The organism is Paenibacillus sp. FSL L8-0435, assembly GCF_037965655.1.
Classification (GTDB): Bacteria; Bacillota; Bacilli; order Paenibacillales; family Paenibacillaceae; genus Paenibacillus.
Window position 1 is genome coordinate 1,529,901 of record NZ_CP150185.1, and the last position, 13,740, is coordinate 1,543,640.

Genomic DNA, 13,740 nt, shown 5'->3' on the forward strand with positions numbered 1-13,740 from the left:
GCATGGAAGTGGAATATTTGATGCGTGTACTCATAGCTGGAATATGTGGTGTGCTAATCGGTTATGAGCGCAAGAATCGAATGAAAGAGGCGGGGATTCGTACTCATTTTGTGGTGGCCGTTGGTGCTGCCCTGATGATGATTGTATCCAAATACGGATTCCAGGATCAGGCTGGCTGGGCCAATCTGTCTCTTGATCCGTCAAGGATTGCTGCACAAGTCGTTAGCGGTGTGGGGTTCATTGGAGCCGGGATGATCTTCACACAGCGTCACACGGTCAGGGGATTGACCACAGCGGCTGGCATATGGGCTACGGCAGGCATGGGACTTGCTGTGGGTTCAGGTCTGTATTGGACGGGTGCAGGCGTGACACTGCTTATTGTCGTGGCACAGATGTTACTGCATAGACCCACACGCTGGTTGGTATCCGCCCGAACAGAGACGTTAACCATCCATCTGCAAAATGAGGGAGAGGCCCTGAAGACTGTTTTGGCACTGCTGGGGCAGGAGAAGATATCAGTCATCGGATTTAAGACAGAACAGCAAACAAGCACAGACTCCGTGGAAGAGACTGTGCTTGAGTTCACATTGCAACTACCGGGTTCGTACCGGGGTGAGCAACTGATTATTTTGTTACAGGACGTGCCTCACGTTCGATCTGCGGAGTTAAAATGAAGAGAACCTGCATGGATCAACAGGCGACCATGCAGGTTCAGTACTTAATTCAGTATGGGTTCAATTACTGACCTTCTCCGACAATCGTTTCTGGACGGGACACCGGTTTACCTTCAAGCAGGCACTCGATAGCATGGGCTACACCGTGCTCCACATTGGTCAACGTTATGGCTTTGGCTAATGCCTGGATCTCGGGTTCGCCATTACCCATGGCGATGCCGAGTCCTGCCATTTTTAACATGGAGACATCGTTGAAGTTATCGCCAATCGCTACGGTATCCTCCATGGAGATGTTCAGGTGAGCCGCCAGTTTGGTGAGGGCATTACCTTTGGATACGTCCGGGTGCTGCATTTCGAAGTTATGCTCAAAGGATACAACCATGGCGACATCGGATCGGGAAGCGAAGTATTCTCGACCAGTCTTTACTTTGTCCGGATTCATGGAGAAGGCCATAATATTATAGATGTAGGCTTCTGCCGGAATTTCGAGGTGGCTGTCTACGCGGTGGTAGTCTTTTTTGTCATAGTGTTTCTTGATGGAGCGAATCATGCGTGCGATGTCCTCACCAGGGTTCGAACCAAGAACACGTTCCATCTCGGCAAGCAAGGTCTCATGACTGCTACGCGGGGCATAGATGCCTTGTTGCGTTGAAGCCTCATAATAGACATCATGATCTTCCAGCCACTGCATGACGGAAGCTGCTGTGTCACGCTCGAGCGGAAGATGGAATAAACGTTCACCGTCTGCATCATGAATTGTCGCTCCATTGGAGCCGATAATCGGGGTTTTGATTCCGCCTTCGCGGCTGATGGTCACAACATCGGAATAGACACGTCCTGTTGCAATGGTAACTTTCATACCGGATTGCTGGGCCTTTTGGATGGCTGCGGCATTCTCCGGGCTAATCTGGCTATCTATGTTCAACAAAGTTCCATCTAAATCTGTGGCAAATAATTTCATATATTTACAACTCCTTATCATCTGTAGGTTCAGGAATGAGAATCTCAACCTGTTGTTCGGCTAGAAAAACAAGCCATTCTTTGGTTGGCCATTGATCCGTAATCAATACATCCACCAATGACCAGTCGGCAAAACGATAACCATAACGTCTATCAAACTTGGATTGATCTGCAAGAACAACAACTTTCTTGGCAGCTTTCATCATTTGGTGTTTAATTTTCCCTTCCTCTTCGGAAGCACTGAAGCCATCCATGGTGATACCACCAATTCCGATAAAGGCTTTATCTACATAATAGTGGGAGAGGGTCTCGATAACAGAGGTACCGTAGACATAACGTTGTTCTTTATCTACTTTGCCTCCGAGCAAACGAATCTGGACAGCAGTGTGATTGGAGAGAAGATCAGCGGAATGAATCGAATTGGTAATGACGGTACAGGATTTGCCGTTTAAGTTCTCGGCACAGGCCTGCACAGTCGTGGAAGAGTCCAGAATAATGATCTCGCCTTCCCTTACAATGGCCGCAGCGAGTTTGCCGATGGCCCTCTTTTCCTCAGATACATCGAGTAAACGGTCTTTGTAGGATCTGAATTCTTGCGGAGGAGGGGGGAGAATCGCACCGCCACGTGTTCGGATAATGGCATCCTGTTCCTCAAGCTTAATCAGATCCCTGCGTGCAGTATCCCGTGATACATCAAACAAGGCGACAATATCATCGGCTGAGATGCGATTGTGTTTGCGTAGATGTTCAACAATGAGCTGCATTCGTTCTTCTTGAAACAAACATGTCACCTCCGAGTGTATGGATGACCGTACTTATACTGATACTTTAATTATAAGTATTTTTAATGTGATTTGCAATATTATAAGTGAACGTAAGTTTTTGTAAGTGTTTTAATGAATGATTTACATTTTTCCTGCACAGTGATGACACTGGCATGAATAGGAGAGGTGGCGATTAACGGGCCTCTGAAGAACAGTATGCAATGGACAAAAAGGCTTGAAAAATAAATTTCAAAAAAAGTATTGCAAGTTCAAATTGTCCTGTGGTATACTCATTCTTGTCGCCAAGAAAGACAACTTGTTATTAAGGCCCGTTGGTCAAGGGGTTAAGACACCTCCCTTTCACGGAGGTAACAGGGGTTCGAATCCCCTACGGGTCATATCTTCACCACCTCATGAGATCTACATTTTCGATGAGTAATCCTCAAAGTCATTGCTCTTATAGACAAGAATGAAGCATGGCACATCCGGTGAAGTTTACAGCAAGAGCCATTAGCTCAGTTGGTAGAGCACCTGACTTTTAATCAGGGTGTCGAAGGTTCGAGCCCTTCATGGCTCACCATTTTTACAATTGAATATGCGGTCGTGGTGGAATGGCAGACACGCTATCTTGAGGGGGTAGTGGGTGTATACCCGTGGAGGTTCGAGTCCTCTCGACCGCATCACAGCAACAATATAAGATAGACTTCTATGATCATTCATGGGAGTCTATCTTTGTGTTATACGATATACCTTATCCTGTTCCAGGCATATAAAGGCTGAGCATTCAGGAATAATGTGGTATAATTCAAGCAGATGAGTTGATTATTACGGTTGGAAGGCGGTTCTTGTATGCAGTCGATCTATGAGCGAATTGAACACCTGATTGCCGAACGAGGAATGACCAAGAAGGCTTTCTGCCAACAGCTGAAGATTAGCACAGGCAATCTGGGTGATTGGAAACGTGGCAAGTCTATTCCGAGTACGAATAAATTAATTGAGATTGCTTCGTTTTTTGATGTGAGCCTCGACTGGCTCATGATTGGACGTCCATCGAAGGAAGCGATGGTTCGGGAAAAACGGGAGGATTATTTTTTTGACGTTTTGCGGCAATTGAATTGCCAAGAAAGTGAATTATCGACTGTGGAACAGTCTTTTATCAGCGAATATATTGAGTTCACCCGTTACCGCAAATCCAAGGAAAGCAAGGATGCAGGCGACTATCGCTATAAACCTGAGAACAAGTCAGAGAACGATTCTGAGGAAAACGAAGCGTAAGTGATATGAGCAGCATCCATAGACTGAATGTACAAAAACCTCTGGACTAATCCGAACACACTCGGAGACAGTTCAGAGGTTTTTGTGTTAACCATCCTTACTTCACGCCCTTATTTACGAAAGACGAGGGTTTCTTTGCTCAGCAGATGGGGGCGGAGTGTATTCCAGATTTGAAGACACTGCTCCTGAAGTTCCCAAGCTGCCATGCCAAGGAGTCGAACGCCGATTCCACCGGTTGCCAGCAAACTTGCACCTGCGAGCATTCGTCCATCTGGTGGCAGAGCAGATCTGACTTGCTCCAACTCCGCAGTACCAAGCCCCGGGGCAATCATCCATAACGCAGCGGTATGTGTGTAGTGAAGGAGGGACGCTGAGTGTCTGGGATCATCGGTATCCGGTTCGAGTCCGAATCGATCCCAGACAGCCAGTTGCTCACCTTGCCATATCTCCGTCAAGCTGCGGTAACGCTCGAATTGGAACGCTTCTCCCCGATGAATCCGTCCGGCAGACCAGATATCTGCATAGGCCAGGATTGCCTGTTCTTCCAGCTCAAAGGTTACAGCGAGCGAAGAAGAACTTCCCTTGAAGGGAATGACGCATTCAGGGAAGTATTCCAGCGTGGCCCCTTTTCCCAACCGAAAGTGATGATTAACGGATGAAGGAATGGAAGGTGTGGGATGGAGTCTGGTAGCAGATGTGCTGCTCAGCATGACATGGGTGCCTTCACCTAATTCCCACTCGGAATGATAATGATCCCCGTTAAGGACTCCAGGCGAGACGTCTGACGTGTACACACATAATTCGGTTCCGCCTCCGGGAGGTCGAAAGGATCGGCTAAACCGGAGTGGTGCGCTGTAATAACGATCAGTCATGACAGTCCGGTCGCCTTGAAAGGCAAAGGTGGCCCGAAGCTCGCTGCGGCGTGTGACGGGCGAACCTGCACTTTCATTCCCATTTAGCTCTGTTTCCGTGGGGACAGAAGATGAATTAATGCGAGTGAGTGCCATGTTCATGGCTGTGTGAATGCAGATGTGCAGCGGAAGCATCGTCATCCATATATTGATGTTCAAGCCAGTGGACAATCTCGGATACACCTTCACCGCTCATTAGATTAGACATGACATAAGGGCGGCCTTCGCGTACCCGTTCGGTATCATTTTTCATAACTTCCAGGCTTGCACCAACGTAAGGGGCGAGGTCGGTTTTGTTGATTAACAGCAGATCTGAACGTGTGATTCCGGGACCGCCTTTGCGAGGGAGTTTCTCCCCTTGGGCAACGTCGATAATGTAGATGAACACATCGGCCAGTTCCGGACTGAATGCAGCGGAGAGATTGTCGCCGCCACTCTCGATGAAGATCAGTTGCAGATCCGGGAAACGTTCAATCAACTCGTCAACCGCTTCGAAATTCATGGAGGCATCCTCACGAATAGCCGTGTGCGGGCATCCGCCTGTCTCTACACCGATAATGCGCTCTGGTGCCAGTGCATTCTGACGCAGCAAGATTTCGGCATCTTCCTTGGTGTATATGTCATTGGTGATGACAGCAAGGCTATAACGTGTACGCAGTGCCTTGGACAGCTTCTCCACCAGGGCTGTTTTACCTGAACCTACCGGTCCGCCAATTCCAATTCGCATCGGACGACTCCGATCAAATGCTTTACGTTCCCACTCCGGATGATGCGTATGATTAGCTCCTCCACACATAACAATTCCTCCTAAGTTAGATAAAAGTTGTAGTTAAGACATAAACAACCGCGCGGGTAAGGTCTCGTGCCGCATGGCGTAGATTTCCTGGGCGATTCCGAAGCTGTGCATATCTTCCGGGTCATTTTCCCGAATGAGCGCCCATTCCGCTTCGATATCATCAAGCAGTTTCTGAATCAACATCTGCGCTTCGGTTTGTCCGATGGGCAGCAGGCGAAGTGCGCTGTTCACATAAGCGTTCACTGAGGTATACAGATGCCCGGTAACGGCTTCATCCAATTCAATCTCCAATTGATAGTTGATATAACCGTGAATGGTCGTGATGCCACAATACGCGCCGTGTTCCCGTATAGCCTCATCGATCAGGGAAAAGTCCATCCATGGATAGAGTGAACGGGCCAGCTTGAGCAGTCGTTTTCCCATTTTGTGGCCGCTTTCCCTGAGTTCCCGAGGGGAGCGCTGGGCGTGGACACGTTTGTCATACAGGGCAAGTAGAGCGGCATCTTGCTGTTTTATCGCCTGATAGACGCCTTTGATGGCAAGACCATCTAGTCGTACAAGACTGGAGTGAAGCTGGCTACGAATAAACTGTTCAAGCTGCGCGGTATTTTGCACGGTGCCATCATGCGTGTAAGCTTCCAGACCGAAGGAATGGGAGAAACCACCGATGGGCAGGGCTGAATCCAGCAGCTGAACATAACGGAGTAGCTTCGTGCCACTATTCATCATGAGTGCCCCCTTATCAGCTAATCCGTATTCCTATCAAAACATAAAGTACCGCTGTGCCATAGGCAACTCGTCTGCGGGTTCACAGGTGAGTAGCTCGCCGTCGGCGCGTACCTCGTAGGTTTCGGGATCGACTTCAATAACGGGGGTGACGTCGTTATGAATCATGTCTTTTTTACTGACCGAGCGACAGCCCTTGACGGGTTCAACCCGTTTCTTCAGGCCCAATAACTCTTTGATCCCCGCATCTGCTGCGGCTTGGGAGACAAATGTGATCGATCCGCTGGCAATGGCGCTACCATAGGCTCCAAACATCGGTCTACCAAATACGGGCTGAGGTGTCGGGATGGACGCATTGGGATCACCCATCTGGGCAAACGTGATCATGCCACCTTTAATGACGATCTCGGGTTTTACACCGAAATAGGCCGGTTTCCATATGATTAGATCTGCCAGCTTTCCAACTTCCACCGAACCGACGAGATGACCGATTCCGTGTGCGATAGCTGGATTGATGGTGTACTTGGCGACATATCGCTTGATCCGATCGTTATCGGAGGGGGAATTCGGGTTGAGCTCAAGTTTGCCGCGCTGTTTTTTCATTTTGTCGGCTGTCTGCCAGGTGCGGATAATGACTTCGCCCACTCGGCCCATGGCCTGTGAATCGGAACTGATGATGCTGAACACACCAAGATCATGCAAAATGTCTTCGGCTGCGATGGTTTCGGGACGAATCCGCGAATCGGCAAAAGCTACATCTTCCGGGATGGAAGGGTCCAGGTGATGACACACCATCAACATATCGAGATGCTCTTCTACAGTGTTGCGTGTGTACGGTCGTGTTGGGTTGGTTGATGAGGGGATAACGTAGGACTCCCCAGCGGCCCGGATAATATCCGGTGCGTGTCCGCCACCAGCGCCTTCCGTATGGTACGTGTGGATCGTCCGGCCGTTGATCGCAGCCAGGGTGTTTTCGAGAAATCCGGTTTCGTTCAGTGTATCGGTGTGGATAGCGACTTGAACATCATGTTCCCCGGCGGCAGTCAGACAAGCGTCGATAGCGCTCGGGGTAGTGCCCCAATCTTCATGCAGCTTCAGGCCGATTACCCCAGCTTCAATCTGTTCAATTAAAGGTGCGGTACTGGAACTGTTGCCTTTGCCAAGGTAACCGATGTTCATGGGAAAAGCTTCTGCGGACTCCAGCATCCGGTGGATGTGCCAAGCTCCTGGTGTGCAGGTGGTGGCTTTGGTTCCGGTTGCAGGTCCTGTTCCGCCGCCGATCATGGTCGTGACCCCGGAGGATAACGCAGTCTGAATCTGCTGTGGGCAGATGAAATGAATATGGGTATCAATGCCGCCAGCGGTTACAATCATGCCTTCACCAGCGATGATTTCGGTGGAAGCACCGATGACCAGTGCGGGATGAACACCGTCCATTGTATCCGGGTTACCGGATTTGCCAATGGCGCAGATGTGACCATCCCGAATGCCGATATCCGCTTTTACAATGCCCCAATGATCGATAATGATAGCGTTGGTGATAACCGTATCAGGAGTGCCGTCGCTTCGCAGAGCAGTGGTTGACTGGCCCATTCCGTCGCGGATAACCTTACCACCTCCGAACTTGCTCTCATCTCCGTATACGGCATAATCATGTTCAATCTCTGCCCATAGTTCGGTATCTGCAAGTCTTACGGCATCACCGGTTGTTGGTCCGAACATGGACGCGTATTGTTCACGGCTCATTCGTTTCATGAAGGTTCACCTCCATCTGGTATGGGAGGGGAGAACGTCTTCAGGAATGCCTCCAGTTTCACTGGATCAGGAACTTGATCCGCAGAGCCTTCGGTTAGTCCGTTGAACCCGTGAATTTGGCGTTTGCCGCCAAAGGTCGTGAGTTCGACAGGTTTCTCTTCACCAGGTTCGAAGCGAACTGCGGTGCCTGCCGGAATGTGCAGGCGATGTCCAAAAGCTGACATGCGATCAAAGTCCAGTGCTGCATTCACTTCATAGAAGTGAACGTGAGAGCCGACCTGGACGGGGCGGTCGCCGCGGTTAAGGACAAGGAGTCGTAGGGTTGAACGATCCGGATGACAGATGATGTCGTCATCTGGCTTCAAACGGTATTCACCAGGAATCATGGTTTCTCCTGCCTTTCTCAGCGTATAGGTTCATGTACGGTAACCAGTTTTGTACCGTCAGGAAATGTGGCTTCTACCTGTACTTCAGGAATCATATCGGGAACACCATCCATACAGTCTTCACGTGTCAGGATGGTGCCTCCGTATCTCATTAATTCGGCAACACTCATTCCATCCCGTGCTCGTTCCATCAGTTCGGAGGTCAACAAGGCGATGGCTTCGGGAACATTTAACTTGAGTCCGCGTGCTCTTCGTTCACGGGCGAGGTTAGCGGCCACGGTAATCAGGAGTTTTTCCTTTTCCTGCTCAGTCCAGTGCAAGGCAATCCGACCTTTCGCTTATAGTGTCTGATATGTTCATGAATCAAGTTATATGTTAAATATACTCACACAGGGTGATTTCTTTGTCAATAAGCTTCAAGGCTTATTAGCAGTATGCATGAAACAGGTAGGCATGAAATAAAATTATGTAAGCTATATTGACATGAAGAGAGTAACCCTCCATAATTTGGATCAACGAACATTTCGGACGCAAATGACCTTAATGTTCGTCAATAGACTAAAAAAAGGGAGTGTAGGCTATTGAAGAAGAGGTCGGTCAAGTTATGGAGTATTTTGCTGGGTGCGGTCATCGTGATGACAGGATGTGTGGAGGGCGCTACGCCTCCTGAAGCTTCGGGTTCAGGTGGTACAGGAGAGCCGGCTGCATCCGGTGATACGATTAAAGTTGGCATTCTTCACTCTCTCAGCGGAACGATGGCGATCAGTGAAGTATCTGTTAAAGATGCGGAGATGCTTGCCATTGAAGAGATCAACGCCGCGGGCGGAGTTTTGGGTAAACAGATCGAGCCTGTAATTGAGGATGGCGCTTCGGATTGGCCTACTTTTGCGGAGAAGGCTGGGAAGTTACTGCAACAGGATAAGGTCGCTGCTGTATTTGGTGGATGGACTTCTGCAAGTCGGAAGGCTATGCTCCCGGTGTTTGAACAGAACAAAGGTCTATTGTTTTACCCGGTGCAATATGAGGGATTGGAATCGTCGCCAAATATTTTTTATACAGGAGCAACAACCAATCAACAGATCGTTCCATCTGTAACCTGGTTACTGGAGAACAGGGGCAAGACGTTTTATCTGCTCGGTTCAGATTATGTATTCCCAAAAACGGCCAATCAGGTCATTAAGGCACAACTCACAGCAGAAGGCGGCGAAGTGGTGGGCGAGGAATATACACCGCTAGGCCATACCGATTACAGTACCATCATTAGCAAAATCAAAGCTGCGAAGCCGGATATTGTATACAATACACTGAACGGAGATAGCAATGTGGCCTTCTTCAAACAATTGAAGGATGCCGGAATCTCCTCGGATCAGATGACGACCCTCTCGGTAAGTGTGGCGGAGGAAGAAATCCGTGGTATTGGCGCAGACGTATTGAAGGGACATCTGGCTTCGTGGAATTATTATCAGACAACGGATACACCTGAAAATGCAACATTTGTTGCCAAGTATAAAGAAAAATACGGTGCTGATCGAGTGACAGCTGATCCGATTGAAGCGGGATATGTGGCGGTTTATCTCTGGAAGGCGGCGGTGGAAAAAGCAGGATCAACCGACGTGGAGAAGGTGAAGGCAGCTGCCAAGGGTCTGGAGTTTGATGCTCCGGAAGGTAAGGTAACCGTGGATGGAGAGAATCAGCATATCTACAAAACCGTACGGATCGGTGAGGTGCAGGAAGATGGGCAGTTCAAGGAATTGTGGAATTCTGGTGAGCCTGTCAAGCCGGACCCTTATCTGAAAACGTATGAATGGGGAGCTTCCCTCAGCGCTAAATAACATAGAAACCTCGCAATAAAACAGGCAACTCGCTTCAAAGCAGTCGAAACATAAACGAGGGTGTGACAACACATCCTCTCACCGTATCGCGGTAAAGCGTTACTGTAATATGGGAATGTTCCTGCCGCTAATTGAAGTCATGTGAAATATCGAGAGTCACGGTATGGAGGAGGGGATAGCGATGGATATGTTTATCCTGCAGATGTTCAATGGTCTGAGTATCAGTTCGATTTTGTTGTTGATTGCACTCGGTCTGGCGGTAACATTTGGGCTGATGAATGTTATCAATATGGCTCACGGTGAACTGATCATGATTGGTGCATATGCAACGTATGTAACACAAAATCTGTTCATGTCCTATGCTCCGGCTGCGTGGTTTGGTGCCTACTTTGTTGTGGCTCTGCCAATTGCGTTCATTGTAGCTGCTCTGATTGGCTGGTTGCTTGAAGTGGTTCTGATCAGGCATCTGTATGGCAGGCCGCTGGACAGTCTGCTTGCGACATGGGGTGTAGGCATGATGCTGCAACAACTGGCCCGTACCATATTCGGAGCACCAAATGTGGGAGTGTCCAGTCCAGCTTGGCTCAATGGGGGATTGGCGATCTCGGATGGCATTGTATTTCCGTATAAACGAATTTTCATTATCGCACTGGTTGCGGTTGTGCTGCTGTGTATGTATCTCTATATCTATCGAACATCTTCCGGAAGACGAATGAGGGCTGTAATGCAAAATCGGAGCATGGCGGGGTGTCTTGGGATTTCTACCCGGCGGGTGGATGGTATGACCTTTGCTATTGGTTCGGGCATTGCCGGAATTGCAGGTTGTGCATTAACGCTCATTGGTCCGATAGGTCCTTCACTTGGTACGTATTATATTGTGGATGCGTTCATGGTCGTTGTCTTGGGTGGCGTAGGGAAATTGATCGGAACCGTGTGTGGTGCATTGGGGATTGGTATGTTCAACACGCTGTTCGAAACCTATACCTCGGCCTCCATTGGCAAGGTGCTTGTGTTTGTATGTATCGTTGCTTTCCTGCAATGGAAACCACGCGGATTGGTCGCGATGCGCACACGGAGTCTCGATTAACGTGAAAAAGGGGGTTAGTTCATGTCCGCTTTACTCAAGACTGGCAGTCTGAAAATGAGGATTATCTGGGCAGCTGTGCTGATTATGATGTGTCTTGCTCCACTGATCTCCACGGAGTTTCGTTTGAGTCTGTTAGCCAAGTTTTTGGCGCTGGCAATCCTGGCCATTGGTCTTGATCTGATCTGGGGATATGGAGGTGTGCTGAGTCTTGGGCATGGGGTGTTCTTTGGACTGGGTGGATACGCGATGGCGATGTATCTGAAGCTTCAGGCCAGTGGAGCAACACTTCCTGACTTCATGGGATGGAGTGGTCTCAGTGGTCTGCCATGGTTCTGGGAGCCGTTTCGCTCCTTCCCGGTGGCGCTGTTATTGGGGATAGCCCTTCCGGCATTGCTCGCCTTTGCCCTGGGGTGGTTTACGTTCCGTAACCGGATCACCGGTGTTTATTTTACCATCCTGACTCAAGCCTTGGTTCTCATTACGGTAACACTCTTTGTTGGTAAACAGGAATGGACGGGCGGAACAAATGGCATCACCGGATATAATTCGATCTTTGGTTTTACACTTCATTCCGCTGGAACGACGATTGCTCTCTACTATATAACGCTTGCTGTTCTGGTGATCGCTTATATGCTCTGTCGTCGAATGGTGAACAGTCGATTCGGTCAAGTGCTCGAAGCTGCGCGGGATGGGGAGAATCGGGTGCGATTCCTCGGATATGATCCGGCAGGATATAAAACGCTGGCTTTTGCTTTTTCCGGTGCGCTTGCAGGCATCGCGGGCATGTTGTTTGTTCTTCAGGTGGGTATTATCTCGCCATCGATGATGGGGATTGTGCCTTCCATTGAGATGGTCCTGTGGGTTGCGTTGGGTGGTCGCGGTACGCTTATTGGGGCGGTCATCGGAGCGGTGGTGCTGAATGCGGCCAAAACAGGCATAAGTGAGGCTTACCCCGAAGGGTGGCTGTTTGTCATTGGTGGGCTCTTTGTAACAGTCGTTTTGTTCATGCCAAACGGTATTGTAGGTGTATATCGTCATATCGTTCGCTTGTTGAAGCGGAGAGGAGAGAGTGCGCATGTCCAAGTCACTCGGGAAAAACCTAAAGTCTACTGAGGAATCAGCGGTGTTGGTAGCCGAGGATATTACGGTAGCGTTTGGTGGGTTCGTTGCTGTCAAAGGCATGAATCTGAAGCTGCATGAACATGACCTGCATTTTCTGATCGGACCCAATGGTGCTGGAAAAACAACGATGCTGGATGTGATATGCGGCAAAACAAAACCCATGTCCGGCTCGGTGAAGATGGCGGATGGCACGGAATTAACACGACTGAAGGAGCACCAGATTGTTCGCAAAGGTGTGGGACGCAAATTCCAGGCCCCATCGATCTTTGCGGGTCTGACGGTGCAGGAGAATCTGACACTGGCGGCGGAGACTCGCCGTTCCCCTTTGCAAGCCATCGGTATTCGTCGATATGGGAAAATGAGTGCTGCCATGGAGCATGTTACCCTCCAGATTGGTCTGCAAGACCGCGTTGATGCTCGTGCAGGAGCGTTATCACATGGGGAGAAGCAGTGGCTGGAGATCGGCATGCTGCTTCTACAGGAGCCGCGGGTGTTGTTGCTGGACGAACCAGCCGCAGGCATGACGGACGAAGAAACACACAAGACTGGGCGACTTCTGCAAGAAATTGCGCGTGAGCGCTCGGTTGTGGTGGTGGAGCATGATATGGAGTTTGTGCGAGAGTTCGCAGCCAAGGTAACGGTGATGCATGAAGGGAAACTGCTGAAGGAAGGTACGATGGCGGAGGTACAGGCAGACCCGAAAGTGGCCGAAGTGTATCTGGGCAAAAGGAGGGATGACCATGCTGTCGCTGCAACGAATTGAATCCGGCTATGGGGAAAGCAATGTGCTTCGTGGTGTGAACCTGGATGTACAGCCTGGACAGGTGGTGTGTCTGATGGGCCGTAACGGTGTAGGGAAAACAACGTTGATGAAAACATTAATGGGGCTGCTCAAAACACGCAAGGGCAGTATTCAGTGGCAAAATCAGGAGTTATCCACCTTGGATACAGCCAAGCGGGCAAGGGCAGGGATCGGTTATGTACCGCAGGGGCGGGAGATTTTCCCGCAGCTTACGGTGAAAGAAAACTTATTGCTAGGTCTGGAGACAAGTGCACCGGGAGTAAAAACGTTCCCCGAGGATGTACTGGCGATGTTTCCAGTGCTTGCGACGATGTATGGACGGCAGGGCGGGGATCTGAGTGGTGGACAGCAGCAGCAGTTGGCATTCGCCCGGGCATTGGCTTCGCGTCCGGGGTTGTTGCTACTTGATGAGCCGACAGAAGGCATCCAGCCTTCTATCGTGGAGGACATTCGGCAGGTTATTTTGCAGCTCAAGGCAAAGGGGAACCTCTCGGTTCTGCTGGTAGAGCAGAGTATTGATTTTGTACGAAGTGCCGCAGATTACATCTATATCATGGATAAAGGAACCATAACCCTGCATGGGACACCGCAAGAACTGGATATGTCGCAGTTTGAACATCATCTCTCCGTATAGTTGTAGTTAGTGTGGC

At 49.7% G+C, this 13,740-nt stretch carries 15 protein-coding genes and 3 tRNA genes; 10 read left to right on the forward strand and 8 right to left on the reverse strand.

Translation table 11 applies throughout. The features are described from left to right. Window positions 1–2: 2 nt before the first annotated feature. Window positions 3–674, forward strand: a complete 672-nt coding sequence (locus NST33_RS06805; protein ID WP_091033649.1) for an MgtC/SapB family protein — start codon at window positions 3–5, stop codon at window positions 672–674. 64 nt (window positions 675–738) lie between these two features. Here NST33_RS06805 and NST33_RS06810 read toward each other — a convergent pair whose 3' ends face one another. Next, window positions 739–1,635, reverse strand: coding sequence for a Cof-type HAD-IIB family hydrolase (locus NST33_RS06810; protein ID WP_339307310.1), 897 nt, complete (start codon window positions 1,633–1,635; stop codon window positions 739–741). A gap of 4 nt (window positions 1,636–1,639) precedes the next feature. Next, window positions 1,640–2,416: a DeoR/GlpR family DNA-binding transcription regulator gene (locus NST33_RS06815; RefSeq protein ID WP_047842021.1), complete on the reverse strand. Its 777-nt coding sequence runs from the start codon at window positions 2,414–2,416 to the stop codon at window positions 1,640–1,642. A gap of 308 nt (window positions 2,417–2,724) precedes the next feature. Between NST33_RS06815 and NST33_RS06820 the strand changes: the two genes are divergently transcribed. From NST33_RS06820 to NST33_RS06835, 4 genes are all read left to right on the forward strand, one after another. Then, a tRNA-Glu gene (locus tag NST33_RS06820) sits at window positions 2,725–2,796 on the forward strand. A gap of 106 nt (window positions 2,797–2,902) precedes the next feature. After that, window positions 2,903–2,978 (forward strand) — tRNA-Lys (locus NST33_RS06825). 17 nt (window positions 2,979–2,995) lie between these two features. Next, window positions 2,996–3,078, forward strand: a tRNA-Leu gene (locus NST33_RS06830). Between the two features lie 169 nt (window positions 3,079–3,247). Beyond that, window positions 3,248–3,673, forward strand: coding sequence for a helix-turn-helix transcriptional regulator (locus NST33_RS06835; RefSeq protein ID WP_036610863.1), 426 nt, complete (start codon window positions 3,248–3,250; stop codon window positions 3,671–3,673). 110 nt (window positions 3,674–3,783) lie between these two features. On the opposite strand, the gene NST33_RS06840 is transcribed toward NST33_RS06835, so the two are convergent. Genes NST33_RS06840 through NST33_RS06865 form a run of 6 tightly spaced genes read right to left on the reverse strand, consistent with a single transcriptional unit; the run spans window position 3,784 to window position 8,567 of the window. Next, on the reverse strand, window positions 3,784–4,686 hold the full coding sequence (locus NST33_RS06840; RefSeq protein WP_339307312.1) for an urease accessory protein UreD: 903 nt from the start codon (window positions 4,684–4,686) through the stop codon (window positions 3,784–3,786). Beyond that, window positions 4,661–5,380 carry an urease accessory protein UreG gene (gene ureG, locus NST33_RS06845; protein WP_017690021.1) on the reverse strand — a complete coding sequence of 240 codons (720 nt, stop codon included), beginning with the start codon at window positions 5,378–5,380 and terminating at the stop codon, window positions 4,661–4,663. The genes NST33_RS06840 and ureG overlap by 26 nt, the downstream gene beginning before the upstream one ends. Before the next feature lie 33 nt (window positions 5,381–5,413). Further along, window positions 5,414–6,109: an urease accessory protein UreF gene (locus NST33_RS06850; protein WP_249911497.1), complete on the reverse strand. Its 696-nt coding sequence runs from the start codon at window positions 6,107–6,109 to the stop codon at window positions 5,414–5,416. Between the two features lie 33 nt (window positions 6,110–6,142). Then, the gene (gene ureC, locus NST33_RS06855) at window positions 6,143–7,861 is read right to left on the reverse strand and encodes an urease subunit alpha (protein ID WP_339307315.1); all 1,719 of its coding nucleotides are present in this window, start codon (window positions 7,859–7,861) and stop codon (window positions 6,143–6,145) included. After that, window positions 7,858–8,247 (reverse strand): urease subunit beta, encoded by a 390-nt coding sequence (locus NST33_RS06860; RefSeq protein ID WP_221819176.1) that lies wholly within the window; start codon window positions 8,245–8,247, stop codon window positions 7,858–7,860. The genes ureC and NST33_RS06860 overlap by 4 nt, the downstream gene beginning before the upstream one ends. Window positions 8,248–8,264: 17 nt before the next feature. After that, on the reverse strand, window positions 8,265–8,567 hold the full coding sequence (locus tag NST33_RS06865) for an urease subunit gamma (RefSeq protein WP_076209470.1): 303 nt from the start codon (window positions 8,565–8,567) through the stop codon (window positions 8,265–8,267). Between the two features lie 261 nt (window positions 8,568–8,828). Here NST33_RS06865 and urtA point away from each other — a divergent pair, with 261 nt between their 5' ends. From urtA to urtE, 5 genes are all read left to right on the forward strand, one after another. Beyond that, window positions 8,829–10,079, forward strand: a complete 1,251-nt coding sequence (gene urtA / locus NST33_RS06870) for an urea ABC transporter substrate-binding protein (protein WP_221819177.1) — start codon at window positions 8,829–8,831, stop codon at window positions 10,077–10,079. 181 nt (window positions 10,080–10,260) lie between these two features. Continuing rightward, window positions 10,261–11,166: an urea ABC transporter permease subunit UrtB gene (gene urtB, locus NST33_RS06875; protein WP_339307319.1), complete on the forward strand. Its 906-nt coding sequence runs from the start codon at window positions 10,261–10,263 to the stop codon at window positions 11,164–11,166. 21 nt (window positions 11,167–11,187) lie between these two features. Further along, window positions 11,188–12,279, forward strand: a complete 1,092-nt coding sequence (urtC, locus tag NST33_RS06880) for an urea ABC transporter permease subunit UrtC (protein WP_339307320.1) — start codon at window positions 11,188–11,190, stop codon at window positions 12,277–12,279. After that, window positions 12,242–13,051 (forward strand): urea ABC transporter ATP-binding protein UrtD, encoded by an 810-nt coding sequence (gene urtD, locus NST33_RS06885; protein ID WP_101314094.1) that lies wholly within the window; start codon window positions 12,242–12,244, stop codon window positions 13,049–13,051. The genes urtC and urtD overlap by 38 nt, the downstream gene beginning before the upstream one ends. Continuing rightward, window positions 13,029–13,724, forward strand: a complete 696-nt coding sequence (urtE, locus tag NST33_RS06890) for an urea ABC transporter ATP-binding subunit UrtE (protein ID WP_076209466.1) — start codon at window positions 13,029–13,031, stop codon at window positions 13,722–13,724. Before urtD ends, urtE begins: the two co-directional genes overlap by 23 nt. Window positions 13,725–13,740 lie beyond the last annotated feature (16 nt).